Source organism: Mesorhizobium sp. M0854, assembly GCF_040319815.1.
Taxonomy (GTDB): Bacteria; Pseudomonadota; Alphaproteobacteria; order Rhizobiales; family Rhizobiaceae; genus Mesorhizobium.
In genome coordinates, this window is the sequence record NZ_JAMYOL010000001.1 from 94462 (window position 1) to 118320 (window position 23859).

21 protein-coding genes, 1 other RNA gene and 1 pseudogene are annotated in these 23859 nt (G+C 63.6%); 4 read left to right on the forward strand and 19 right to left on the reverse strand.

Annotation, left to right across the window (positions count from 1 at the left end; genetic code table 11):
- Positions 1–3: 3 nt before the first annotated feature.
- From bfr to NKH99_RS00440, 3 genes are read right to left on the reverse strand one after another with little or no spacing between them, the layout of a single operon-like run.
- A complete protein-coding gene (gene bfr, locus NKH99_RS00430; protein WP_023676883.1) occupies positions 4–489 on the reverse strand; it encodes a bacterioferritin in 486 nt (161 codons plus the stop codon).
- Positions 455–766, reverse strand: a complete 312-nt coding sequence (locus tag NKH99_RS00435) for a (2Fe-2S)-binding protein (RefSeq protein ID WP_023676882.1) — start codon at positions 764–766, stop codon at positions 455–457. Before NKH99_RS00435 ends, bfr begins: the two co-directional genes overlap by 35 nt.
- 57 nt (positions 767–823) lie before the next feature.
- A complete protein-coding gene (locus NKH99_RS00440) occupies positions 824–2113 on the reverse strand; it encodes an imelysin family protein (protein WP_353012441.1) in 1290 nt (429 codons plus the stop codon).
- A gap of 426 nt (positions 2114–2539) precedes the next feature.
- On the opposite strand from NKH99_RS00440, the gene NKH99_RS00445 reads away from it, so the two are divergent.
- Positions 2540–3793, forward strand: a complete 1254-nt coding sequence (locus tag NKH99_RS00445; RefSeq protein WP_353011917.1) for an NAD(P)/FAD-dependent oxidoreductase — start codon at positions 2540–2542, stop codon at positions 3791–3793.
- A gap of 9 nt (positions 3794–3802) precedes the next feature.
- Here the strand turns inward: NKH99_RS00445 and NKH99_RS00450 are convergent, their stop codons facing one another.
- The 12 genes and pseudogenes from NKH99_RS00450 to ffs all read right to left on the reverse strand — a co-directional run bounded on the left by NKH99_RS00450 (position 3803) and on the right by ffs (position 16740).
- Positions 3803–5080 (reverse strand): 4-aminobutyrate--2-oxoglutarate transaminase, encoded by a 1278-nt coding sequence (locus NKH99_RS00450; protein ID WP_353011919.1) that lies wholly within the window; start codon positions 5078–5080, stop codon positions 3803–3805.
- A gap of 354 nt (positions 5081–5434) precedes the next feature.
- The gene (locus NKH99_RS00455) at positions 5435–6184 is read right to left on the reverse strand and encodes an ABC transporter ATP-binding protein (RefSeq protein WP_352470049.1); all 750 of its coding nucleotides are present in this window, start codon (positions 6182–6184) and stop codon (positions 5435–5437) included.
- Positions 6181–7014 (reverse strand): ABC transporter ATP-binding protein, encoded by an 834-nt coding sequence (locus NKH99_RS00460; protein WP_352767069.1) that lies wholly within the window; start codon positions 7012–7014, stop codon positions 6181–6183. The genes NKH99_RS00455 and NKH99_RS00460 overlap by 4 nt, the downstream gene beginning before the upstream one ends.
- A 10-nt stretch (positions 7015–7024) precedes the next feature.
- Entirely contained in the window at positions 7025–7945 is a 921-nt protein-coding gene (gene nikC, locus NKH99_RS00465) for a nickel transporter permease (RefSeq protein ID WP_353011924.1), read from the reverse strand.
- Positions 7946–7958: 13 nt separating this feature from the next.
- On the reverse strand, positions 7959–9026 hold the full coding sequence (locus NKH99_RS00470; protein ID WP_352448583.1) for an ABC transporter permease: 1068 nt from the start codon (positions 9024–9026) through the stop codon (positions 7959–7961).
- Between the two features lie 31 nt (positions 9027–9057).
- Positions 9058–10687 (reverse strand): annotated as a pseudogene (locus NKH99_RS00475) (ABC transporter substrate-binding protein).
- 201 nt (positions 10688–10888) lie between these two features.
- Positions 10889–12154, reverse strand: a complete 1266-nt coding sequence (locus NKH99_RS00480) for a lytic murein transglycosylase (protein WP_353011927.1) — start codon at positions 12152–12154, stop codon at positions 10889–10891.
- Positions 12155–12332: 178 nt separating this feature from the next.
- Complete coding sequence (gene recR, locus NKH99_RS00485) at positions 12333–12938, reverse strand: recombination mediator RecR (RefSeq protein ID WP_023676872.1); 606 nt, start codon at positions 12936–12938, stop codon at positions 12333–12335.
- A gap of 242 nt (positions 12939–13180) precedes the next feature.
- Positions 13181–14119: a cell wall hydrolase gene (locus NKH99_RS00490; RefSeq protein WP_353011930.1), complete on the reverse strand. Its 939-nt coding sequence runs from the start codon at positions 14117–14119 to the stop codon at positions 13181–13183.
- Positions 14120–14344: 225 nt separating this feature from the next.
- Positions 14345–14668 (reverse strand): YbaB/EbfC family nucleoid-associated protein, encoded by a 324-nt coding sequence (locus NKH99_RS00495; RefSeq protein WP_353011933.1) that lies wholly within the window; start codon positions 14666–14668, stop codon positions 14345–14347.
- Between the two features lie 32 nt (positions 14669–14700).
- A complete protein-coding gene (locus tag NKH99_RS00500; RefSeq protein ID WP_353011936.1) occupies positions 14701–16539 on the reverse strand; it encodes a DNA polymerase III subunit gamma/tau in 1839 nt (612 codons plus the stop codon).
- A 104-nt stretch (positions 16540–16643) separates the two neighbouring features.
- An RNA gene (ffs, locus tag NKH99_RS00505) (signal recognition particle sRNA small type) lies at positions 16644–16740 on the reverse strand.
- 358 nt (positions 16741–17098) lie between these two features.
- Between ffs and NKH99_RS00510 the strand changes: the two genes are divergently transcribed.
- Genes NKH99_RS00510 through NKH99_RS00520 form a run of 3 tightly spaced genes read left to right on the forward strand, consistent with a single transcriptional unit; the run spans position 17099 to position 18826 of the window.
- Positions 17099–17518 (forward strand): HIT family protein, encoded by a 420-nt coding sequence (locus NKH99_RS00510; protein WP_023676868.1) that lies wholly within the window; start codon positions 17099–17101, stop codon positions 17516–17518.
- A 38-nt stretch (positions 17519–17556) separates the two neighbouring features.
- On the forward strand, positions 17557–18498 hold the full coding sequence (gene nudC / locus NKH99_RS00515) for an NAD(+) diphosphatase (protein ID WP_352621955.1): 942 nt from the start codon (positions 17557–17559) through the stop codon (positions 18496–18498).
- A gap of 25 nt (positions 18499–18523) precedes the next feature.
- On the forward strand, positions 18524–18826 hold the full coding sequence (locus NKH99_RS00520) for a Dabb family protein (protein WP_023676866.1): 303 nt from the start codon (positions 18524–18526) through the stop codon (positions 18824–18826).
- A gap of 25 nt (positions 18827–18851) precedes the next feature.
- Here NKH99_RS00520 and NKH99_RS00525 read toward each other — a convergent pair whose 3' ends face one another.
- The 4 genes from NKH99_RS00525 to NKH99_RS00540 form a co-directional block, all read right to left on the reverse strand.
- Positions 18852–19793 carry a 2-hydroxyacid dehydrogenase gene (locus NKH99_RS00525; RefSeq protein WP_353011939.1) on the reverse strand — a complete coding sequence of 314 codons (942 nt, stop codon included), beginning with the start codon at positions 19791–19793 and terminating at the stop codon, positions 18852–18854.
- 95 nt (positions 19794–19888) lie between these two features.
- Positions 19889–21520, reverse strand: a complete 1632-nt coding sequence (locus NKH99_RS00530) for an ABC transporter ATP-binding protein (RefSeq protein ID WP_353011942.1) — start codon at positions 21518–21520, stop codon at positions 19889–19891.
- Positions 21517–22656: an ABC transporter permease gene (locus NKH99_RS00535; RefSeq protein ID WP_352540489.1), complete on the reverse strand. Its 1140-nt coding sequence runs from the start codon at positions 22654–22656 to the stop codon at positions 21517–21519. The genes NKH99_RS00530 and NKH99_RS00535 overlap by 4 nt, the downstream gene beginning before the upstream one ends.
- Entirely contained in the window at positions 22656–23750 is a 1095-nt protein-coding gene (locus NKH99_RS00540; protein WP_352470038.1) for a microcin C ABC transporter permease YejB, read from the reverse strand. Before NKH99_RS00540 ends, NKH99_RS00535 begins: the two co-directional genes overlap by 1 nt.
- Positions 23751–23859: the final 109 nt, after the last annotated feature.

The following is a 23859-nucleotide window of genomic DNA, read 5'->3' on the forward strand; positions in this document are numbered from 1 at the left end:
TCCTTATTCCGCCTCGTCGGCCGACGCTGCGTTGAGTTGACCGTACTTTTCTTCGCCGATCGAGGCGAGCAGGTCGAGTTGCGTCTCGAGAAAGTCGATGTGACCTTCCTCGTCAGCCAGCAATTCCTCGAACAGCTTCATCGTCACGTAGTCGCCTGCTTCGTTACAAACCTCGCGCGAACGCTTGTAGGCGGTGCGCGCGTCATATTCGCCGGCAAGATCGGATTCGAGCACTTCCTTGACATTCTGCCCGATGCGCAGCGGCGCCACGGACTGCAGGTTCGGATGGCCCTCGAGGAAGATGATGCGCGCCACGAGCCGGTCGGCATGGTGCATTTCCTCGATCGATTCAGCGCGTTCCTTTTTCGCTAGCTTGGCGTATCCCCAGTCTTCCAGCAGCCGGAAATGCACCCAGTATTGATTGACCGCCCCAAGTTCCAGAAACAGAGCCTCGTTAAGCCGCTCTATGATCTGCTGTTCGCCTTTCATGGGTTCTGCTCCCGTATTGGACGCGCAGGCCTCTGACGCGATCCAGGTGTGAAACGATGTCCACGCCACTCGCCGCCGAGCGGGCATGGTAATTTTCGGTGACCCGAATGATCGTTTCGACCACATTTGGGAAGCAGCCGCAACAGCGACCGCGCTTGTGCATGGCGTGATAGACCTTCGCCGGCACGATCAGCTGCCAGGGGTCCTCATCCAGCAGCCCGACGATCGTCTGCTCTATCTCCTTTTCGGTGATGATGTTGCAATGGCAGATCAGCATTTTGTCGCTCTGGCTAACGGCGCTTCGCTGCGTCGCGTGGCTGGTGGTTTCGATAGTCTATTGGAACACCTTGTCCGGTGAATCGAGGCTGTCCGAGCCCTCGAAGGCTATCGCATTGAGCTTCAGGGTACCGACGGCGCGTTCGATCGATTTGGTCTGATCGACCAGCGCGTCGATCGCCGCCTGCACAGTGGCATTGCCTTCCGTGTTGCCTTCTCCGATCTGCTGGTCATAGGCCTCGCCGGCAAGCGCCCGCGCCTTGACGGCCTCCATCTTGGCGACGGTGACGTCCAGTTTGTCCGACAATTCCTTGTCAACCGCCGGGTCGGCCGCCTTGACCATGTCGGCCACCGACGGCCCCTCGACGACAGTGCCGTCGAGCCGCTTGTAGCTGCCGTGATAGGCGGCACGGATGCCGATCGCATCGTAAAGATGGGAGTTGTAGGTATTGTCGGAGAAGCAATCGTGCTCCTCTTCCGGGTCGTGCAACAAGAGGCCGAGCTTCATCCGCTCTCCGGCGAGCTCGCCATAGGACAGCGAGCCCATGCCGGTGAAGATGGTCGAAATGGCGGCGTTCGGCTCGCCATCGACAAGGTTCTTGCGGGCGGCGCCGCCCTCCTTCCAGTCGTCGACCATATCCTTTAGATCGGAAACCAGAAGGTCGCTCGCCGATTTCAGATACTGTCCGCGGCGGTCGCAATTGCCGCCGGTGCAATTGGCGAGGTCGTAATCGGTGTAGGGCCGTTCGCCGGCGCCCGGACCGGTGCCGTGCAGGTCCTGACCCCAAAGCAGGAATTCGATCGCGTGATAGCCGGTCGCCACATTGGCCTCGATACCGCCGGCCTCCTGCAGGGTGCCGGAGAGGAACTCCGGCGTCAGGTCGGTGGCGTCGACCTTCTTGCCGTTGATCTCGATCGACTTGTTGGCGATCACATTGGCGGTGTAGAGCGCGTTGGCGTCCGACTCGGTGCCGTAGCTCTTGGCGACATAGTCGATCAAGCCTTCGTCGAGCGGCCAGGAGTTCACCTTGCCTTCCCAGTCATCGACGATGGCGTTGCCGAAGCGATAGACCTCGGTCTGCTGATAGGGAACGCGCGATGCCTTCCAGGCCTCGCGGGCGGCGTTCAGCGTTTCGGCAGATGGCTTGGCGAGCAGCGCATCGACGGCCTTGTCGAGCGCCTCGGCCGTGATCAGCGAATCCTCGTATTTGGCGAGCGCAATGTCGGAATAGGTCTTGATGACCGCCTTGGCATCGGTTTGCGCCTTGGCCGGCAGCACGAACACCGCCGCCGTCAGCATCGCGGTGGCGCCGATCGCTGCAAGCCTGCCGCCATACCGCGCGGTCATCATCGTTCTCATGATTGTCTCTCCTCGGGAATCAATGAAATGCCGGCGCCGCGGCGGGCAGTTGCCAGCGGGCAAAGAAGGGTCGCGCCATCGCGCGGTTCGCGGAAGAAAGACACCGAAATGCCTCCAATCGAAAGGGTTCAAGGCCCAGACATCAAAGGGATGCGCTGACGCGCGAGCTTCCATAAAACGGCGAAGACACCGGATGTCAACTGGGGGCGTAGAAAAAATTCAATTGAAACAACAGTTTAGAATTATTCTAAACTAGAACTGTCAACTTTAACACCGACGTATGAGGAATGCCGGCGCATGACGCAGTTGACAGGCGGCCGTTCCGGGTGCGACCCGGATCGGCGCTCTTGCGGCGGCGCCGGACAATCGCCACCTGGCGAGACGTCCTAGATTTGGACGAGGAATCGGGCTGTTATGAAGAACGGGGTCGTCATTGTCGGTGCGGGTCATGCGGGCGTGCAAGCGGCCGCCAGCCTGCGCGAAGAAGGCTATGACGGCCCGGTGATCCTGGTCGGCGACGAAAACGAATTGCCCTACCACAAGCCGCCGCTGTCGAAGACCTTCATCAAGGATCAGCAAGCAAAGCCGCAGCCGTTGCGCGGCGAGGCTTTTTATACCGGCAGCGCCATCGACTTCCGGCCAGGCATCCGGGTCGAGCGGATCGACGTAGGCGGCCGCAGGCTGGAGATATCGGGCGGCGGTGTGTTGCCGTTTGACCGGCTGATCCTCGCCACCGGCGCGCGGCCGCGCCTGCTGCCGCTGCCGGGTTCGGAACTTTCCGGCGTTGTGTCGCTGCGCTCGCTCGGCGATGCCCGCCTGATCCGCGAATTGAGCGCGCAAAGCGAGGAGGTCGTCATCCTCGGCGGCGGCTTTATCGGCCTGGAGATTGCCGCGACCCTCACCGCGGCAGGCCGCAAGGTCACGGTGGTCGAGGCGGTCGACCGGCTGCTCGGCCGCGCCGTGGCACCGGTCATCGCCGGCCATGTGCGCCAGCGGCTGGAGGCCACCGGTGTGCGCATCCTTACCGGCACCACCATCGAACGGCTGGAGGACGAGAACGGCCGTGTTTCGGCTGCAATCACCTCATCCGGCGAGACATTGCCGGCGCAGATGGTCGTCATCGGTATCGGCGTCGTGCCGAATGTCGAACTGGCCGAAGCCGCCGGCATTGTCATCGCCAACGGCATCCGCGTCGACCAGCAGATGCGCACGTCGGTGCCGGAAATCCTCGCCATCGGCGATGCGGCGTCTTACCGGCACTGGTTCACCGGCGGCGACGTGCGGCTGGAATCGGTGCAGAACGCCACTGACCAGGCGCGGCTCGCCGCACGCACCATCGCCGGCCACACCGACAATTACTCGGCAGTGCCGTGGTTCTGGTCCGATATCGGTGACATGAAGCTGCAGATGGTCGGCCTGATTGCGGGCGGCGACAGCCATGTCGTGCTGGGCGACGTGGCCGAGAACAAATTCTCCATCTACCACTATGCCGGAAGCCGGCTGCTCGGCATCGAATCGGTCAACCGGCCCGGCGACCATATGCTTGGCCGCAAGATGCTCGGCGCCGGCTTTTCGCCGTCGCCGCAGATTGTCGCGACCGGGCCCGACGGGCTGAAGGCCGCGCTCGCCGCCTTCCAGGAAGGAGAGCCTGTCCGCGCTGCAGAATAATCGTATCGCTCAGGCGGCGCGGGCTTCGCGGATCGAACTTTCCAGGATGTCGAGCGCCTCGTTCATGACGCCGTCCTGGATGGTGATCGGCGCGAGGAAGCGGATGACGTTGCCGTAGACGCCGCAGGTCAGCAGGATCAGGCCCTTGTCGAGCGCCTTCAGCCGGACCGCATTGGCGAGTTCCGGAGACGGCAGGCCCTTCGCCACATCGTTGAACTCGACCGCGTTCATGAAGCCGGGGCCTCTGATATCGATGATCTCCGGGGCTTCGTCGCGGATCGATTGCAGGCGCTGCTTCAGACGGTTGCCCAGCGTGTTGGCGCGGTCGCAGAGCTTCTCCTCGTCGATGACGTCGAGCACGGCATGCGCCGCGGCGACGCCGATCGGGCTGCCGCCATAGGTGCCGCCGAGTCCGCCGGGGTTCGGGGCATCCATGACCTCGGCCCGCCCGGTGACCGCCGCCAAGGGGAAGCCGCCGGCCAGGCTCTTGGCCATGGTGGTGATGTCGGCCGCCACCTCGTGGTGGTCCATGGCGAACATCTTGCCGGTGCGGGCAAAGCCGGTCTGCACCTCGTCGGCGATCAGCAGCATGCCATGCTGATCGCAGATCTTGCGCAATGCGGTCATGAAATCGCGCGGCGCCTCGTAGAAGCCGCCCTCGCCCTGCACCGGCTCGACGATGATGGCGGCAACGCGGGCCGGATCGACGTCGGCCTTGAACAGCCGGTCGAGCGCAGCCAGCGAATCGGCGACCGACACGCCGTGCAGCGCAACCGGGAACGGCGCATGGAAGACATCCGCCGGCATGGCGCCGAAGCCGACCTTGTAGGGCACGACCTTGCCGGTCAGTGCCATGCCCATGAAGGTGCGGCCGTGAAAGCCGCCGGAAAAAGCGATGACCGCCGGCCGGCCGGTGGCGTTACGGGCAATCTTGATAGCGTTTTCGACCGCCTCGGCGCCGGTCGTGACAAAAATCGTCTTCTTGTCGAACTTGCCGGGCAGCATGCCGTTCAGCCGTTCGGCCAGCCGGATATAGCTCTCATAGGGCACGACCTGGTAGCAGGTATGGGTGAAGCGGTCGAGCTGCGCCTTGACCGCTTCGATCACCCTGGGGTGACGGTGGCCGGTGTTGACGACGGCGATGCCGGACGAGAAGTCGATGTAGCGGCGGCCTTCCACATCCCAGATCTCCGAGTTTTCGGCGCGATCGGCATAGATCTGAGTGGTCATGCCGACGCCGCGCGAAATCGACTGGCTCTTGCGTTCGGAAATGGCTGAATTTGTCATCGTATCCCTCACCGGGCCGGCGCCCGCTCTCGTTTGATGGCTGTTGAGACTCTTCTGGGCTTATTTCAGGTTTTCCTCAAGTTGGCACTGGCGGCGGGCGATTGGGCCTGCGGTCCGGCGGGCGACCTGACACAAAGTTGCCAAGTCCCGTTCCTTCGCGCCCCCCTCTGTCCTGCCGGACATCTCCCCCACAAGGAGGGAGATTGGCAGCTTCGTCGGCAGCGTTCCTTCTATAACGTTGGCGATTGGCGAAATCAGTGGTGACGGCCAATCTCCCCACCCGTGGGGGAGATGGCCGGCAGGCCAGAGGGGGGCGCGAAAGAACACGACGCGGGGAATTGAAAGCAAGCCTACTCACGCCGTCCGCACGAACCCCTCGCTGGCCCTCAGCAAATTGCGCGTATAATCCTTGGTGACACGGCGTTCGACAAGATCGTCCGCGGTCAGATTCTCCATCGCCTCGCCGTTCTGCATCACCATCAGCCGTTCGCACATGTGGGTGATGATGGCTAGGTCGTGGCTGACCATCAGGAAGGTCAGCTTGCGGCGGCGCCTGATCTCTTCCAGCAGGTTCAGCACCTCCGCCTGCACCGAAGCGTCGAGCGCCGAGGTCGGCTCGTCGAGCAGCAGGATCGACGGTTCCAGAATCAGGGCGCGGGCGATCGCCACGCGCTGGCGTTGACCGCCGGACAATTGATGCGAATAGCGAAAACGGAACCCGGTGCCGAGGCCGACCTCGTCGAGTGCCCGCTGGATGCGCTTTTCGCCGTCGGTGAAGCCGTGAATGGCGAGCGGCTCCTGCAGCAGGCGGTCGACGGTCTGGCGCGGGTGCAGCGAACCGTACGGGTCCTGGAACACCATCTGCACCTCGCGGTAGAACGCCTTGTCGCGGCGCGCGCCGAGCGTTTTGCCGTTGACCGCGATGGTGCCCGAAGCGGCCGGCGCCAGGCCGGCGATTGCCCTGAGCAACGTCGACTTGCCGGAGCCGGACTCGCCGACCAGGCCGAAGGATTCACCGGATTCGACCTCGAGGCTGACGCCTTTCAACGCGCGGAAGCGGTCGAAGACCACCTCCAGCCTGTCGACGGAAAGCGCTGCCGTCATGCTGCCCACTCCGGCTTGCGGTCGAGCACCGGCAGCGGGTGACGGTCGGCGCCGATCTTGGGCATGCAGTTGAGCAGGCCGCGCGTATAGGGATGCTGGGCGCGGCCGAGCTCCGAGGCTTTGAGCTGTTCGACCACCTTGCCGGCATACATGACGATGACACGATCGCAGAAGGACGAGACCAGGCGCAGATCGTGCGAGATGAAGATCAGCCCCATGCCGCGCTCGCTGACCAGCCGGTCGAGGATGCCGAGCACGTCGAGCTGGACAGTAACGTCGAGTGCCGAGGTCGGCTCGTCGGCGATCATCATCTCCGGCCCGGCGATCAGCATCATGGCGATCATGGCGCGCTGGCCCATGCCGCCGGAAACCTCGTGCGGATGCAGGTCGAAGACACGGGCCGGATCGCGGATCTGCACCGCCTCCAGCATGGCCAGCGCGCGGTCGCGGGCTTCGGCCTTGGAGACCTTCTCATGCGTGCGCAGCGTCTCGACGATCTGGCGGCCGATGCTCATCACCGGGTCGAGCGAATATTTCGGATCCTGCAGGATCATGGCGATACGCTTGCCGCGCAGCGCGCGGCGCTCGCGCGCCGAGGCGGCCAGCAGGTCGATGCCGTCAAAAGCGAGCGTCTTCGCGGTCACATCGGCCTGCGGCGGGGTGACGCCCATGATGGCGCGGCCGGTCTGCGACTTGCCCGAACCGCTCTCACCGACGATGCCGAGCCGCTCGCGGCCGAGCGAGAAGGAAACGCCGCGCACTGCCTCGATCAGGCCGGTGCGCGTCGGGAAGGTAACGCGCAGGTCGTCGACTTCGAGAAGCGTGCTCATTGGTCGCCACTCATTGGTCACCGCTTCGGGGATCGAGCGCGTCGCGCAGGCCGTCGCCGAGCAGGTTGAAGCCGAGGCTGACGATGAGGATGGCAAAGCCCGGCGCGCCCGCCACCCACCACTGGTCGAGCACGAAGCGGCGGCCCGACGCGATCATCGCGCCCCATTCGGGCAGCGGCGGCTGCGCGCCGAGGCCGAGGAAGCCGAGGCCGGCCGCGGTCAGGATGATGCCGGCCATGTCGAGCGTCACCCTGATGATCAGCGAGGAGATGCAGAGCGGCATGATGTGGCGAAGCACGATGCGAAACGGCGAGGCGCCCATCAATTGCACCGCCTTGATGTAATCGGAATTGCGCACCGTCAGCGTTTCGGCGCGGGCAATGCGGGCATAGGGCGGCCACGAGGTGATGGCGATGGCAAGCACGGCATTTTCGATGCCGGGGCCGAGCGCGGCGACAAAGGCCAGCGCCAGGATCAGCTTCGGAAAGGCGAGAAAGATGTCGGTGATGCGCATCAGGATCGCATCGGTCCAGCCGCTGGCGTAACCGGCGACGGTGCCGACCAGCAAGCCGATGGGCGCGGCGATAATGGCAACCAGAATGACGACGTACAGTGTCCAGCGCGAGCCGAAGATGATACGCGAATAGATATCGCGGCCGAGATCGTCGGTGCCGAACCAGTGCGCCGCACTGGGCGCCAGGAGCCGCGAGCCCTTGAGGTCGCCGAATGTCGGCGAATAGGGCGCCAGCACATCGGCGAATGCCGCGACCACCAGCAGGGCGACGATGATGAGCAGGCCGGCAAACGCCAGCCGGTTGGCGGAAAAGCGCCGCCACGCCACATAGGCGCGGCCGAGCCTCGCCTGCACGCGCGACGCCGGCCGCTCGCTGAGCAGCCAGTCGCGGCGGGTTTGAATCGCTTCCGTGCTCATCCTGCCTTGGTCCTTATCCTGCCTTGGTCCTTGGATCGAGCAGCCGGTAGAGCAGGTCGGAGAATAGATTGATGGCGATGAAGACCGAGCCGATGATGATCGTGCCGCCAAGCACGGCATTCATGTCGGCGTTCTGCAGCGAGTTGGTGATGTAGAGGCCGATGCCCGGCCACGAAAACACTGTCTCGGTCAGCACTGAGCCTTCGAGCAGCCCGGCATAGGAAAGAGCGATCACCGTGACCATCGGCACCGCGGCGTTGCGCAGCGCGTGACCCCAGATGATGCGCGTTTCCGACAGGCCCTTGGCGCGCGCTGCGACGATGTATTCCTGGGTGAGTTCGTTCAGCATGAACGAGCGCGTCATGCGGCTGATGTAGGCGAGCGAGAAATAGCCGAGTAGCGAGGCCGGCAGGATGATGTGGCGGAAGGCATCGGCAAATACGTCCCACTGCCGCTGCCAGAGCGCATCCAGCAGGTAAAAGCCGGTAATCGGCGTGAAGGTGTATTCGTAGACGACGTCGAGCCGGCCGGGAAAGGCGACCCATTGCAGCTTGGCGTAGAACAGCACCAGCGCCAGCAGCCCCAGCCAGAAGATCGGCACGGAATAACCGACAAGGCCGATGATGCGCACGATCTGGTCGATGACGCTGCCGCGCCGCACGGCGGCCAGCACGCCAAGCGGCACGCCGATCACCGAACCGATCAATGTTCCTAACGTCGCCAGTTCGAGCGTCGCCGGAAAGGCGCGGCGGATATCGGTCATCACCGGATTGGTGGTCAGCACCGAGGTGCCGAAATCACCGTTCAGGGCATGTTTGACATAGATGTAGAACTGCTCGACCAGCGGCAGGTCGAGGCCCATCTCGCGGCGCGTTCGCTCGACGACGTTGGCCGGCGCCCGGTCGCCGAGCACCGCCAGCACCGGGTCGATCGGGATCACGCGGCCGATGAAGAAGGTCACCGCGAGCAGACCGAGATAAGTCGTTATCGCGATGACCAGGAACCGGGCGATCGATGAGGCCACGGCAACGGCGCGGGCGCCGCCGCGCCCTGCCGTCACTTCGCTTTCAACTACGCTCATACGGCGCGTCCGCCGGCATCACTCCCCGGCGTCACTCCTTCGAAACGGGGCCGACGAAGTTGGTGTCGAAGCTCGGGCCGAGCGCAAAGCCCTTGAGGTTCTTGCGCAGGCCGGCCACTTCCAGCTGCTGGTGGATGATGACGAAGGGGCTGGTATCGAGAATCTTCTTACATTGCGGCGCGCTTGGCCGCGTCCTTCTCGAGCAGGGCGGCTTCGGTCTGCTTGGTCAGGTCCGGAATGTCCCAGGCGTTGCGCCAGGCCAGCGTCTTGGTCTTGCCTTCATCCGAATTGTCCGGGTTGCTGGCAAAGGTCTGGGCATTGGAGTTCGGATCGAAATAATCCTGGCCCCACTGGCCGATATAGATGTCGTGGTTGCGGGCGCGGTATTTGGTCAGCGTCTGCTTGCCGTCGCCGGGGATGATCTCCAGCTTGATGCCGGCCTGTCCCAGCGTCTGCTGGATCGATTCCGCCATGCCCGTCGTCGGCTGCCCGGTACGCACGTCCATGGTGACGGTGAAGCCGTCGGCGAGGCCGGCCTTGGCGAGCAGTTCCTTGGCCTTGGCGACGTCGAGCTTGAACGGATTCTCGTCCAGCTCGCCAAGCACGCCTTTCGGCAGGAAGGTCTGATGGATCTCGCCGATGCCCTTGAGGATGGTCGAGCTCAAGGCGTCGTAGTCGACCAGATATTTGAACGCCTGGCGAACCTCGGGCTTGGCGAGGTTGGCGTTCTTCTGGTTGAGGCTGATGTAATAGACCGTGCCCTTCGGCGCGCTGGTGGTGGTGAGGTCGGCATTCTTGGCGATCGCATCGAGGTCGTTCGGTTCGAGATTGCGGGCAACGTCGATGTCGCCGGCCTCCAGCGCCAGGCGCTGGCCAGAGCTTTCCTTCATGTTGCGATAGATGACGCGGGCAAGCTTGGCCTTCTCGCCGTAGTAATTGTCGTTGCGCTCCAGCACGACGGCCTCGTTGGCGCGCCATTCGCGCAGTTTGAAGGCACCGGAGCCGGCATAGCCGGTCTTTAGCCAGGCATTGCCGAAATCATTGTCCCATTTGTAGTCGGCGCTCGGCGTGACCGCCGCGACATGCTCCTTGACCAGCTTGGCGTCGACGACCGAGGCGACCGTCGCCGACAGGCAGTTCAGCACGAAGCTCGGCGCATAGGCCTTGTCGACCGTGAACTGGAACGTGGTGTCATCAACGGCCTTGGCTTTCTCGGTGACGTTGCCGCCATCGATACCGAACTGGCCGATAATAAAGGCCGGGCTCTTGTCGAGCTTGATGGCGCGCTCGAACGAATAGGCGACGTCCGCCGCTGTGATCGGATTGCCGGAGGCGAATTTGAGGCCGGGCTTGAGCTTGAACGTGTAGGTCAGGCCGTCGTCGGAGACGCTCCAGCTTTCGGCGAGATCGCCCTTGACCTTGGATGTGTCGCTGAGGTCGAGGCGTACCAGAAGATCATAGGTGTTGCCGGTGACCTCTGCGGTCGACAATTCGAATGCTTCGCCCGGATCCATGGTGATGATGTCGTCGATGGCGAAACCCTCGACCAGCGTGTCGGCGGGCGTGACCGCGAAGGCAGGCGCACCGGCCAGAAGCAGCGCGGACATGGCCGCGCCCGCGAGCAAGAAGCGGGAGCGTAGAGCAAACTTTTCCATCATCATTTTAACTGTTCCCTGTTTTTGTTGACCTGAGTTCCCGGCTCAGGGTTGTGGCATTTCTTGCCGCGTCGAACGGTGATCCCCGGACCGTTGTCTTGGCAATTTTTTATGCGGTTCCGGTTCACCATATCCGGCGGTTTCGAGCGCGGCAACGAGCATTTGCAGAACGGTCGATTGGGCCAGACCGGCGGTGCGAAAATCCGGCTATTTCAGCGCGGTAACCAGGTCGGCGTCGGGAAAGCAGGTAGCGGAACGGCCGTTGCTGGCCTGCCATTTGCCGATCGAGCGGCGCGTCTTGAAGCCAGGCAGGCCGTCGGCGCTGCCGACATCGTAGCCCTTGGCTTCCAGCGCCCGCTGCAGGGCGGCGATGTCGGAGCGGTAGAGCCCGCCGACTGCGCCCCAATTGCCCGAGAAATTGCTGTCGCCATGGGCGATGCGATCGGCGCCATGGCCGATGAACAGGGCATAGAGATCGCTGGTGTTATACTGCTTCAGCACATAGAAATTGGGGGTGACGATGAAGGCCGGGCCGCTACGCCCGGCCGGCATCAAAAGAAAGCCCTCGGCTTTCAGTTCGCTCGGCGGGAACGGTTTACCCGACACACGCCTGATGCCCATATCAGCCCATTGGGAAATCTTCTTGCCCTGGTCCGGACCTTCGAGCGAGCACGGGACGCTGTCCGGCACAGTCACCTCGAAGCCCCAGCCGCGGCCCCTGACCCAGCCATAATGGACGAGATAATTGGCGATCGAGGCCAGTATATCGGGCGTCGAATTCCAGATGTCGGTGCGGCCGTCGCCGTCGAAATCGACGGCATGCTTGAGGAACGATGTCGGCATGAACTGCGGCTGGCCAAGCGCGCCTGCCCAAGACGATTTCATCGCGCCGACCGGGGCAAGCCCGCGCTCGACGATCTCGAACGCAGCCAAGAGCTCGGTGCGGAAGAATTCGTTCTTGGTCGACATGAACGCCTTGGTGCCCAGCACCTCGAAGGCGTCATAAGGCATCTTCGCCGCGCCGAAGCCGCTCTCGCGGCCCCAGATCGCCAGCAGCACTTCGCCAGGCACGCCGTAGCGTTTCTCGATCGCGGCAAGCGTCCTGGCGTTGGTCGCCTCGCGGGTGCGGCCGCCGGCGGTCACCGCTCGGACTATCTTTTCAGCGAAATAGGCGCCCGGCGAACCGAATTCGGCCTGATGCTGCTTCTGCGGCGTCGTCGCCTTCTCGCCCGGCTTCACCAGGTCGGGCAGCCTGAGGTTCGGCTTGACGCCGTCGAAAGCGGCATCGAAGGTTTTCCTAGAGATGCCTTTGGCCTTGGCTTCGGGCCAGAGGTCGTTGCTGAGCCAGGCGTGGAACTGGTCGTCGATTTTTGCGGCGGAGGCGGGAGTGGCGAGGAGGAAGGCGAGAAAAAACGCGACGGCCAGCCTGCGAAGTCGGCGTCCTGTCGCGCCCCCCTCTGTCCTGCCGGACATCTCCCCCTCCAGGGGGGAGATTGGCTGTCGCGTCTGTTTTCGCCAATCTTCAACGTCGCAAGCTTGGCGGGGATATCGAGGCTGCCAATCTCCCCCCTTGAGAGGGAGATGTCCGGCAGGACAGAGGGGGGCGCGACAGAATGCAATCATCACAGAAGCACCCTTCCCGCCGCTCGCCTCAAAACACTGTCCGCGACTTCAGTGCTGCGGCCAGCGTACCTTCGTCGAGATAATCGAGTTCGCCGCCGACCGGAACACCGTGCGCCAGGCGCGTCACCTTGATGTCGAAGCCGGAAAGCTGGTCGGTGAGGTAGTGCGCGGTGGTCTGGCCCTCGACCGTGGCGTTGACGGCGAGGATCACTTCCTTGACTTCGCCGCCGGCGACGCGATCGACCAGCGAACGGATGTTGAGCTCATCAGGACCAATGCCGTCGAGCGGCGACAGCGTACCGCCGAGCACATGGTAGCGCACGTTCATGGCTGTCGCCCGCTCCAACGCCCAAAGGTCGGCCACGTCCTCGACGACGATGAGCGTAGTGGGGTCGCGGCGGGGGTCGGTGCAGATCATACATGGATCTGAGGTATCGACATTGCCGCAGGTCGAGCAGATGCGCACCTTGTCGACCGCCTCGCCCATGGCGGCGGCGAGCGGCGCCAGCAGCTGTTCCTTCTTCTTGATGAGGTGGAGCGCGGCACGGCGTGCCGAACGCGGACCGAGCCCCGGCACCTTGGCCAGCAGCTGGATCAGGCGTTCGATCTCGGGACCGGCGATTCGCTTCGACATCGCACCGGTTTAGGATTTTTCCGCGCGCTTTGGAACAGTTGAGCGGCCAGGGGCTCCGCTCTTCCCTTCTCCCCTTGTGGGAGAAGGTGGATTGGCGCGCAGCGCCAAGACGGTTGAGGGGTGTTGGCCGGAGCGCCGTCGATGCCAAGCTGGAGCACCCCTCATCCGACCTCGCTCCGCGAGGCCACCTTCTCCCACAAGGGGAGAAGGGAAGGCCGACGTCGCGGCCAGTGCTGCCGCCCTCAGTTTTCTTCCAGTGGCCGGGTCTGGCCGGCGATCATCGCGCCGATGGCGTCAGTGTTCTCGGGCGTCGTCTCGAACGACATTGTCGGCTCTGCCGGCGCGGCCTGGAAGGAGGTGACAGGCCGCTCGCTCACGGTTCCGCCAAAACGGGCCGCATCCGGCTCCTGCATTGGCTCTTGCAGCGCTACAAGCATCGGCTTCTCCGGTGTCGCCCTCGCCGCGGTTGCCATCCCGTCAGTCACCCTTGTCTGCTGTGCCGGCAGCGATGCGGCGGCGGTCACATAGGTCGCTTTGGCGAATGTCGGCTTGGCGCTGCGTGCCGGCTCCGCCGAGGCGACAAGTATGGCCTGAGCGGCAGGCGCTTGCGGCTTGGCCTGGGCCATGGCGACCACCGGTTCGTCCGGCAGCGGCTGCCAGTTGCGGCCGCGCTTTTCATAGAAGGCATTGCCGCCGGCGACCATGGTGTAGTGCATGTTCTTGTAGGGGAAGCGCAGGCCAGCGGTGTGGAAATACATGGTGTTCTTCAGCTTGGCTTTGCGCTCGCCCTTGAGCACCGCCTCGGCGGCTTCCTCGACGTCGGGCATCGCCTTCGAATTCATCGGCCGTGTCATGACGCCCGGCGCGAACTGCCCGCGCTCGCCGACGACCTGGCAGATGGTGTTGCCGTGATTGCCGGACCGCAGCCGGTTCATCACCACCGTGCCGACCGCAATCATGCCGTCACGGCTCGACCGGTTGGACTCGAAGAACATTGCCCGCTCCAGGCATTCCTTCTCCTTCGGCGTGGAATTGTAGGAGCGCGAGCTCAGGAAACTCGGCGTAATAGCATCGGTCAGGCTGGACATGCCGTGCGAGGCGGTCTGATTGCAAGCGGCCAAAAACAGCGGCGAGATAACGACGCCGAGCCGCAACGGCGTCTTCCATCGGGTAGAGATCAACAGGTGTCCCCTCAATTCTGCTGCCAGCCCGCCCCTGGTTGCGGCAAGAATGAGACACTTTCAGGCAAAAAGATGGCTAAAGCGTTATTAAGTGTGGTGAGTTGCCCAATAGACACAGTTGGCGGGCTTCCGAGAACCGGAGCGGAGCGTACGTTTCGTACGTGAGCACCGGAAGCGCAGGAAGCCGCCGTTTGCAGGCCGGCATCACCTGAATATCAACACACCTTAGAATGGCAGCTTCATTCCCGGCGGAATCGGTAGGCCCGCGGTCAGCGCCCTGGTCTTCTCCTGCATGGTCTGCTCGACCTTGGTCCTGGCGTCGTTGTGGGCAGCGAGAAGCAGGTCCTCGAGAATCTCGACCTCGTCTTCCTTGAACAGCGACGGGTCGATCTTCAGCGACTTCATCTCGAATTTGCCGGTCAGCGTGACGCTGACCAGGCCGCCGCCCGCCTGCCCGGTGGCTTCCAGCGTGGCGATCTCATCCTGCATGGCCTGGAACTTGGCCTGCATTTCCTTTGCCTTGCCCATCATGCCGAGAAGGTCTTTCATCGCACGGTCCTTTGCAGTTGGTGCTGGTTGTTTCAGGTTTCGTCGTCGTCGGCCGGCGGCTCGACCGGCACTTCGGCCTCGTCGGTTTCCGGCGCGTCGGGAATGCGCACGTCGATGATCTTGGCACCGGGAAAGCGCGCCAGGATGGCGGCGACCGTCGGGTCGCTCTTGGCATCGAGGAAGGCGTTTTCGCGTTTTGTCGATTCCATCTCGGCCAAGGTCTGGCCGCCCTCGTCCTTCGACAGCGACACCAGCCAGTTGCGGCCTGTCCAGGCGCGCAGCTTGGCGGTCAAATCGTTGAGCAGCATCTTCGGCGCATCGTCGGTCAGGCTGACGTCGATACGGCCGGGTTCGATGCGCACCAGCCTCACGCAGCGCTTCACCAGCACCTTGAAGGCCATGTCGCGCTGGGCGTCGGCAAGGGCGACAATGTCGGCCAGCGATTTCACCGGCACCGGCGGCGCCTCGACCGCCGGCTCCGGCGGAGCAACGAAGTTGGTCGGCACGGGCTCGGCCTCGACCAGGCGCATCGTCTCGACCAGGCGCATTGTCTGGGCGCCGCCATTGGCCGTCGGCATCCGCGCCTGAGCCACGGCGCCGGCACCACCGCTTGCAGGCGCATGGTTTGCGGGGCCGGGGCTTGCCGGCGTGCCATTCACGCGCGGCGCAGCGCCCGGCAGGGTACCGCCGTTCTCCAGCGATTTCAGCGCCTCGTCCAGCGTCGGCAGGTCGGCGGCATGGGCCAGCCGGATCAGCACCATCTCGGCGGCGCTGACCGGGCGGTTGGAGGTCTGCACCTCGGGAATACCTTTCAAGAGCATCTGCCACGTCCGCGACAGCACCTTGACCGACAGCGTGCTGGCGAAATCGGCGCCGCGCCGGCGCTCGTCCTCGGACAGCGAGGCGTCGTCGATGGCAGCCGGCACGAAACGCAGACGGGTGACCAGATGGTTGAACTCGGCAAGGTCGGTCAGCACCGCGGCAGGATCGGCGCCGGTATCGTACTGGGCACGGAATTCGGCAAGTGCGGCGGCGACGTCGCCCTTCATGACATGCTCGAACAGGTCGACGATGCGGGCACGGTCGGCGACGCCGAGCATGGCACGCACCGCTTCGGCGCTGACCGCGCCGCCGCCATGGGCGATCGCCTGGTCGAGGATCGACTGCGCATCGCGCATCGAGCCTTCGGCCGCGCGCGCGATCATCGCCAGCGCATCGTCTTCGACTTCGATGCCCTCCAGACCGGCTATCCTGGCAAGGTCGGCCTTGATCATTGCCGCATCGATGCGCCTGAGGTCGAAACGCTGGCAGCGCGACAGGACGGTGATCGGCACCTTGCGGATTTCGGTGGTGGCGAAGATGAACTTGACGTGCGGCGGCGGCTCTTCCAGCGTCTTCAGCAGGCCGTTGAAGGCCTGGTTGGAAAGCATGTGCACTTCGTCGATGATGTAGACCTTGTAGCGCGCCGACACCGGGGCGTAGCGCACACGCTCGATGATGTCCCTGATGTCGTCGATGCCGGTATGCGAGGCGGCGTCCATCTCGATGACGTCGACATGCCGGCCTTCCATGATCGCCTGGCAATGCTCGCCGAGCACGGCAAGGTCGACGGACGGCTGGTCGACGGTCGATGTTTTGTAGTTCAGGGCCCGCGCGAGGATGCGCGCGGTCGTCGTCTTGCCGACGCCACGCACGCCGGTCAGCATCCAGGCCTGGGCGATGCGGCCGGTGGCAAAAGCATTGGTCAACGTGCGGACCATCGGCTCCTGGCCGATCAGTTCGGAGAAATTCGACGGTCGGTATTTGCGCGCCAGCACGCGGTAGGCGGCAGGCTTGTCCAATTTCCCGGCCTCGTTTCCGGCTTCGCTCATTCGCCCGTTAAGCTCCAAGGGCTGCCACTGGAGGCGGCCGATTCCTGCGCATAGTTTCGCCCGCGCGGCTTGGCGCCGTCAATGTCGGGGTAAAAGGCGAAGAGGCGGGAGGCTGGAACAATGACCCGTTCCGGGCTCGTTAGGGCTGCTTCCTTCCGGACCTGACCCGGTTGGCGAGTGGACCGTCCACCACCAACCTCCCAGCCTCCATATCGGCAATCCGGCGATGAAATGCAAGTGCGGATGATAGGGTCCTTGAGCGATGGCGAAAGCTGAAACCAAAAACCCGCCTCGGCGGGCGGGTCGTTGGTGCGAATAATCACCATAGCGAGATTAGTAGCATAGCTGCCGGCACAAAGCAAGAACAAAATGTGGCCGCGATCAAAATCGTGACCTCGGCGGGGCAGCGCCAACCTGATGCAATTTGCCCGGGCCCTCACTTCTTCGCGCACAATCAGCGCCGCGACGGCCAATGTTGCTTGCTGCCCCTTGCGGCCCTTCGGAAGCCGCTCTAGCGTCGATGGAGTTCAAAAAACGTCAAAAAGTGAGGGAAACGCCGATGTTGCCGGGCCTCAAGGCCGGATTCACGCTTGACGCCCAGCTGGAAGCCGACAGCGAACAGCTGATGTGGCTCGGCCTGTGCGAATTGCGCGTCATGAACGACCGCCGCTGGCCATGGCTGCTGCTGGTGCCGCAGCGGCCGGGCATCGAGGAAATCCACGACATGACGCCGCTCGACCAGGCGATGCTGACCTTCGAGACCAACATGGTGGCGCTGGCGCTGAAGCGGGTGACCGGCTGCACCAAGATCAACACCGGCGCACTCGGCAACATCGTGCGCCAGTTGCATGTACACGTCATTGCCCGCTCGGAAGGCGATCCCGGCTGGCCCGGCCCGGTGTGGGGGCACGGCCTGCGCGAGCCCTATCAGCGCTCCGACCTTCGCAAGTTTGCGGAAAAGATCAAGGCAGCGCTATAAGCCTCTCCCGTGTCCACCTTGAACCTTCCCGAGTCTGCATGAGCTTTCGCCTGTTTGACGCGCCCTTGCGCGAGCCGAGCCAGTTCGTCGGCTTCGCCGGCAACATTATCGACCGGCAGTCCGAAAACCGCGCCGACGATTCCGTCGAAAAGGCACTCGCCGATCCCTCGGCGCGGCTTTTGCTGATGCGTGGCGGCCGGCTCTATTTGAAGCTTGCGCAAGGCGCATTCGACCCCTGGTTCGGCGTGGCCGAATGCCGGCCGCTCGAAGCATCGCTCGAAAACGGCGTCCTGCTCGGTTTTTCCGAAAGCGGCCCGGTGCTGGCGGTGCCGGCCGGGGTCGAGCCCGAGCAGCTTCCCGAGACGATCAAGGCGATCGACTATCGCTCGGTCTATATGCAGGGGCTGATCGACGAAGCGGCGGCCGGCGCGCTGGCGCAAGGGGCGGCGCTGCTCGCCTGGCATGCCAGCCATCGCTTCTGCAGCAAATGCGGCACCGAAGCCGAGATGCGGGCGGGCGGTTACAAGCGGCATTGCCCGGCCTGCGGTACGGAGCACTTTCCGCGCACCGACCCGGTGGCGATCATGCTGACGGCAACACGCGAAAAATGCCTGCTCGGCCGCGGCCGGCATTTCGGGCCCGGCATGTATTCGGCGCTCGCCGGTTTCATCGAGCCGGGCGAGACGATCGAGGCGGCGGTGCGCCGCGAAACGCTGGAGGAAGCCGGCATCAGGCTCGGCCGCGTCGTCTACCACGCCAGCCAGCCCTGGCCGTTCCCCTATTCGCTGATGATCGGCTGCTTCGGCGAACCGCTCAATGACGATATCCAGCCCGACCTCAACGAGCTGGAAGATTGCCGCTGGTTCTTTCGCGACGAGGTGCTCTCGATGCTGGCCCGCGAGCATCCGGGCGGCCTGGTGACGCCGCCGAAAGGCGCGATCGCCTATAACCTGATCCGCGCGTGGGCCGACAGCGCGTGACACGAAGACATCGCAGGAGCAAAAAATGATCCGTCACACCGTCGTGTTCACGCTGAAACACCCGCCGCATTCGCTCGAGGAAAAACGGTTCCTCGCCGACGCCAAGAGGATTCTCACGGCGATAAAGGGCGTCACGCATTTCGAGCAGTTGCGGCAGGTCAGTCCCAAGAACGACTACCGCTTCGGCTTCTCGATGGAGTTCGCCGATCAGCGGGCCTATTCCGGCTACAACGACCATCCCGACCACGTCGCCTTCGTCCGCGACCGCTGGATCCCGGAAGTCGAGGCGTTTATGGAGATCGACTACGTGCCGCTCGGCTGGGGCTGAGACTGGAAAGCGGCGCTCTAAAAAATTAATACCCGGCGTCGCGATCCACTACATTTTCCAGCGCTTCGCCGCGCTCGAAGGCGTCCATCTGGCGCAGCATGATCGGCGCCAGGTGGACCGGATCGGAAGTTGCCGCCGCGTGCGGCGTCACGAACACTTTGGGGTGGCTCCATAGCGGGCTGGTCTTCGGCAGCGGCTCGACCTCGAAAACGTCGAGGCTGGCTTCCTTCAGCGTGCCGTCGTCCAGCGCGCGCAAAATGTCGGCGTCCTTCTGCAGCCTGCCGCGCCCGGCATTGATCAGCACCGAGCCGCCGAGGCCGTTGCGCTTGCGCAGCTCCTTCAGCACGCCGTGGTTGATGATACCGTGCGTCTGTGGCGTCAGCGGCAGCAGCACCACCAGGATGTCGGTGGCGTTTAGGAACGGGATCAGGCCGGCCTCGCCCGCGTAAGTCGAGACACCTTGCATCGGCCGATCGCTGCGCGACCAGCCATTGACGGGAAAGCCGAGCGACAACAGCACCGATGCCGCCCCGCGGCCAAGCGTGCCGAGCCCCATAATGCCGACCGAGATGTCGCTGGCCGGCCGCTGCTGCGGTTCATGCCAGATCTTCTTCTGCTGCTGGGCGCGGTAGAGCATGCCCTGGCGATGGTGGTCGAGCACCCGCCAGACGACGTATTCGGTCATGTACTGGGTCAGGTTGTCGGCCACCACCTTGACGACCGGTACGTCGGGCAAGGTGGGATCGGCGAAGATGTGGTCGACGCCGGCGCCGATCGAGAAGATGGCGCGCAGATTGGGCAGCGACGACAACAGGTTCGGCCGCTGTTTCCACACCACAGCATAGGTAATCAAGGGATCGCCGGCGCCATTCGGCTCGAGCACCACCTCGCGCTCCGCCGACAGCAGTTCGCGCCAGCGCAGCGGATGAATACCGGTGAGGGCAAGCAGGATGCGGCCTTTTTCCATTGCGGATTGTTTTTCCCTTTTTACCAACAGCGTTCGCGTCCCGACGCGCAAGGCGCGGCAGCGTTTTGATTTTGTGCATGATCTCTGGCGAAAATCTACTCGCTGACGATGCCGACCGGCGCCGTTTCGATCTTGAAGGCGGCCGAGATCAACGCCTTTGTATAGTCGGTCCGCGGGTGGCCGAAAATCTGTTCGGAAGGACCGGCCTCGACGATCCTGCCGTTGCGCATGACGATGACTTCGTTGGCGAGCGCGCGGATAACCCTCAGATCGTGGCTGATGAAGAGGTAGGCGAGGTCGTGCTTGGCCTGCAGGCTGCGCAAGAGGTCGACGACCTGCGCCTGCACGCTCATGTCGAGCGCCGAGGTCGGCTCGTCCAGCATGACGAAACGCGGGTTGAGCACCATGGCGCGCGCGATGGCGACGCGCTGGCGCTGGCCGCCGGAGAATTCGTGCGGATAGCGGTTGCGCGTCGCCGGATCGAGGCCGACTTCCCCGAGCACGTCGACGACTCTGCTGTCCCGCGCATCAGGAGACAGCTTCGGCTCATGGATCTTCAACCCTTCCTCGATGATCTCGGCGACCGACATGCGCGGGCTAAGCGAGCCGAACGGATCCTGGAAGACGATCTGCAACTCGCGCCGCAGCGGCCGCATTTCGTTGAAGGACAGCTGATCGATGCCGCGTCCGTTGAACTGGATGGTCCCGGTCGACGAGATCATCCTGGCCAGCGCCAGGCCGAGCGTCGTCTTGCCTGAGCCGGATTCGCCGACGACGCCAAGCGTCTGGCCGGCCCGCACGGTGACGTCGATGCCGTCGACCGCCTTCACATTGTCGACGGTGCGCCGGAAGAAGCCCTTCTTGATCGGAAACCAGACCTTGACGTCCTTGCCGACCATCACGGACTTGGCGGCCTGGTTGGCCGCCGGCGGCTTGCCTTTCGGCTCGGCGGCAAGCAGATGCCGCGTGTAGGCGTGCTGCGGATTGGCGAATATCTCCTTGGTCGGGCCGGTCTCGACGATCTTGCCCTTGGTCATCACGCAGACCCGGTCGGCGATCTTCCTGACGATGCCGAGATCGTGGGTGATGAACAGCATCGACATGTTCTTGCGGCTTTTCAGGCCGGCCAGCAATTCGAGGATCTGCGCCTGGACGGTGACGTCGAGCGCCGTCGTCGGCTCGTCGGCGATCAAAAGTTCAGGCTCGTTGGCCAGCGACATGGCGATCATGACGCGCTGGCGCTGGCCGCCGGAAAGCTGGTGCGGATAGGCGTCAAGCCGCTTCTCCGGCTCGCGGATGCCGACCTCGTGCAGAAGTTCCAGCGTGCGCGCCTTGGCTTTGCGATCGCCCAGGCCCTGATGCAGCTTCAATACCTCGACGATCTGCTGCTCGATCGTATGCAGCGGGTTGAGCGAGGTCATCGGCTCCTGGAAGATCATGGTGATCTTGTTGCCGCGCACGCGGCGCAAGTCTCTCTCGTCGGCGGCAAGCAGGTCGGCGCCGAGGAACAGTATCCTTCCCGACGGGTGGCTGGCGGTCGGATAGGGCAGCAGCTTCAGCACCGACAGCGCGGTGACCGACTTGCCGGAGCCGGATTCGCCGACCAGCGCCACCGTCTCGCCCTTGGCAAGGTCGAAGGAAATATGGTCGACGGCGATCGACTGGTCGCCGGCTTGCGTGAAGGCGACGCTGAGATCCTGGACCGAGAGCAGCGGGGTGTCGCTCATCTGAACGTCTTGCGCGGATCGAAGGCGTCGCGGGTGGCCTCGCCGACGAAGACCAGCAGCGACAGCATCAGCGAGATGACGACGAAGCCGGAAATGCCGAGCCAGGGCGCGTTGAGATTGCGCTGTGCCTGCTTCAGCAACTCACCCAGCGAGGCGGCGCCGGGCGGCAGACCAAAGCCGAGATAGTCGAGCGAGGTCAGCGTCGAGATCGAGCCGCTGAGCAGGAAGGGCAGGAAGGTCAGCGTCGCCACCATGGCATTGGGCAGCAGATGCCGGAACATGATGGTGATGTTGGAGACGCCGAGCGCGCGCGCCGCGTTGACATATTCGAAATTGCGGGCGCGCAGGAACTCGGCCCGCACCACGCCGACCAGCGCTACCCAGGAGAACAGCAGCATCAATCCAAGCAGGATGAAGAAGCCGGGCGGCAGGATGGCGGCGACGATCAGGAGCAGATACAGCACCGGTATTGCCGACCAGATCTCGATGAAGCGCTGGAACAGAAGGTCGGTCCAGCCGCCGAAATAGCCCTGCAAGGCGCCGGCCGCCACGCCGATCAACGCCGAGCCGGCGGTCAGGATCAGGCCGAACAGCACCGATACCCTGAAGCCGTAGATGACGCGCGCCAGCACGTCGCGGGCCTGGTCGTCGGTGCCCAGCCAGTTCCAGTTGCCGACGTTGCAATTGGGGTCTGCCTCGCCTTTCGGATACTGGTTGCAGCGCGTCTTCTTGTCGTAGAGCCAGGACGGCTTGGTCGGTGCTGCTTCGGGAATAGCGTTGTTGACGGTCTGGTAGGAGTAGCGCACCGGCGGCCAGACCATCCAGCCATTGGCGTTGATCTCGTCCTGGATCACCGGATCGCGGTAGTCGGTGACGGCATAGAAGCCGCCGAACTTCTCCTCGGGATAAGCGACCAGGACCGGAAACAGGATCTCGCCCTTGTAGGAGGCGATGATCGGCCTGTCGTTGGCGACCAATTCCGAAACCAGCGACAGCACGAACAGGAACAGGAATATCCACAACGACCAGTAGCCGCGCCGGTTGGACTTGAAGTTCTGCAGGCGCCGCTGGTTGAGCGGCGACAGAAAGGGCCGCGCGATCCGAGCCGGCGCCGTTTCGGCCATGGTCCGCGCCATCAGACGTCTCTCCGCTCGAAATCGATGCGCGGATCGACCCAGGTATAGATCAGGTCGGACAAAAGCCCGACGAACAGGCCAAGCAGCGAGAATATGTAGAGATTGGCGAAGACTACCGGATAGTCGCGCTGCACCACCGAGTTGAAGCCGAGCAGGCCGAGGCCGTCGAGCGAAAATATGTTCTCGATCAGCAGTGACCCGGTGAAGAAGGCCGAGATGAAGGCACCGGGGAAACCGGCGATGACGATCAGCATGGCGTTGCGGAAGACGTGGCCATAAAGCACCTGCCGCTCCGACAGGCCCTTGGCGCGGGCTGTGACCACATATTGCTTGCGGATTTCCTCGAGGAACGAATTCTTGGTCAAAAGCGTCGTCGTGGCGAAGGCCGATAATACCAGCGCGGTCAGCGGCAAGGTCATATGCCAGAAATAGTCGACGATCCGCGCCGGCCACGACAGCTGGTCCCAATTGTCGGAGGTGATGCCGCGCAGCGGAAACCAGTCCCAGAACGAGCCGCCGGCAAACAGCACCATCAGCAAAATGCCGAACAGGAACCCAGGAATGGCGTAGCCGACGATGACGACGCCGCTGGTCCAGACGTCGAAGGTGGAGCCGTCCTTGACCGCCTTGCGGATGCCGAGCGGGATCGAGATCAGATAGGACAAGAGCGTGATCCACAGCCCGATCGAGATCGACACCGGCATCTTTTCCAGGATCAGGTCGAGCACCGATATGTCGCGGAAATAGCTGTCGCCGAAATCGAAGCGGAGATAGTTCCACAGCATCATGCCGAAGCGCTCGAGCGGCGGCTTGTCGAAGCCGAACTGCTTCTCCAGCTTCTTGATGAATTCGGGATCGAGCCCTTGCGCGCCGCGGTATTTCGAGCCGACGTCGCCGGCGACATCGACATTGGCGCCGCCGGCATCACCGCCGCCGCCGCCGAGGCGATCGCTGCCGCCCTGGTTGGTCAGCCTGGCGATGACCTGCTCGACCGGCCCGCCTGGAGCAAACTGGATGACGGCAAATGACACCGCCATGATACCGAACAGGGTCGGGATCATCAAAAGGATGCGGCGCAATATGTAGGCGCCCATCAGGCTTTACCCTCCTTGAGGACGACCATTGTGTCTGAAGGTGCCCCTAAGGCAATCGCCCCAGGCCAATTGCCGAAGACGGTGCCGCCCCTCATTGCCCTGCCGGACA

Bases quoted from the DNA above. Each gene is read 5' to 3' on its own strand.
- NKH99_RS00535 (WP_352540489.1), bottom strand. From the start codon at position 22,656: ATGGCGCGGACCATGGCCGAAACGGCGCCGGCTCGGATCGCGCGGCCC.
- NKH99_RS00440 (WP_353012441.1), bottom strand. From the start codon at position 2,113: ATGACCGCGCGGTATGGCGGCAGGCTTGCAGCGATCGGCGCCACCGCG.
- NKH99_RS00450 (WP_353011919.1), bottom strand. From the start codon at position 5,080: ATGACAAATTCAGCCATTTCCGAACGCAAGAGCCAGTCGATTTCGCGC.
- nudC (WP_352621955.1), top strand. From the start codon at position 17,557: ATGAGCTTTCGCCTGTTTGACGCGCCCTTGCGCGAGCCGAGCCAGTTC.
- NKH99_RS00435 (WP_023676882.1), bottom strand. From the start codon at position 766: ATGCTGATCTGCCATTGCAACATCATCACCGAAAAGGAGATAGAGCAG.
- NKH99_RS00530 (WP_353011942.1), bottom strand. From the start codon at position 21,520: ATGAGCGACACCCCGCTGCTCTCGGTCCAGGATCTCAGCGTCGCCTTC.
- NKH99_RS00500 (WP_353011936.1), bottom strand. From the start codon at position 16,539: ATGAGCGAAGCCGGAAACGAGGCCGGGAAATTGGACAAGCCTGCCGCC.
- bfr (WP_023676883.1), bottom strand. From the start codon at position 489: ATGAAAGGCGAACAGCAGATCATAGAGCGGCTTAACGAGGCTCTGTTT.
- NKH99_RS00445 (WP_353011917.1), top strand. From the start codon at position 2,540: ATGAAGAACGGGGTCGTCATTGTCGGTGCGGGTCATGCGGGCGTGCAA.
- NKH99_RS00540 (WP_352470038.1), bottom strand. From the start codon at position 23,750: ATGGGCGCCTACATATTGCGCCGCATCCTTTTGATGATCCCGACCCTG.
- NKH99_RS00525 (WP_353011939.1), bottom strand. From the start codon at position 19,793: ATGGAAAAAGGCCGCATCCTGCTTGCCCTCACCGGTATTCATCCGCTG.
- NKH99_RS00510 (WP_023676868.1), top strand. From the start codon at position 17,099: ATGTTGCCGGGCCTCAAGGCCGGATTCACGCTTGACGCCCAGCTGGAA.
- nikC (WP_353011924.1), bottom strand. From the start codon at position 7,945: ATGAGCACGGAAGCGATTCAAACCCGCCGCGACTGGCTGCTCAGCGAG.
- NKH99_RS00520 (WP_023676866.1), top strand. From the start codon at position 18,524: ATGATCCGTCACACCGTCGTGTTCACGCTGAAACACCCGCCGCATTCG.
- NKH99_RS00480 (WP_353011927.1), bottom strand. From the start codon at position 12,154: ATGTCCGGCAGGACAGAGGGGGGCGCGACAGGACGCCGACTTCGCAGG.
- NKH99_RS00470 (WP_352448583.1), bottom strand. From the start codon at position 9,026: ATGAGCGTAGTTGAAAGCGAAGTGACGGCAGGGCGCGGCGGCGCCCGC.
- NKH99_RS00455 (WP_352470049.1), bottom strand. From the start codon at position 6,184: ATGACGGCAGCGCTTTCCGTCGACAGGCTGGAGGTGGTCTTCGACCGC.
- NKH99_RS00460 (WP_352767069.1), bottom strand. From the start codon at position 7,014: ATGAGCACGCTTCTCGAAGTCGACGACCTGCGCGTTACCTTCCCGACG.
- NKH99_RS00495 (WP_353011933.1), bottom strand. From the start codon at position 14,668: ATGAAAGACCTTCTCGGCATGATGGGCAAGGCAAAGGAAATGCAGGCC.
- recR (WP_023676872.1), bottom strand. From the start codon at position 12,938: ATGTCGAAGCGAATCGCCGGTCCCGAGATCGAACGCCTGATCCAGCTG.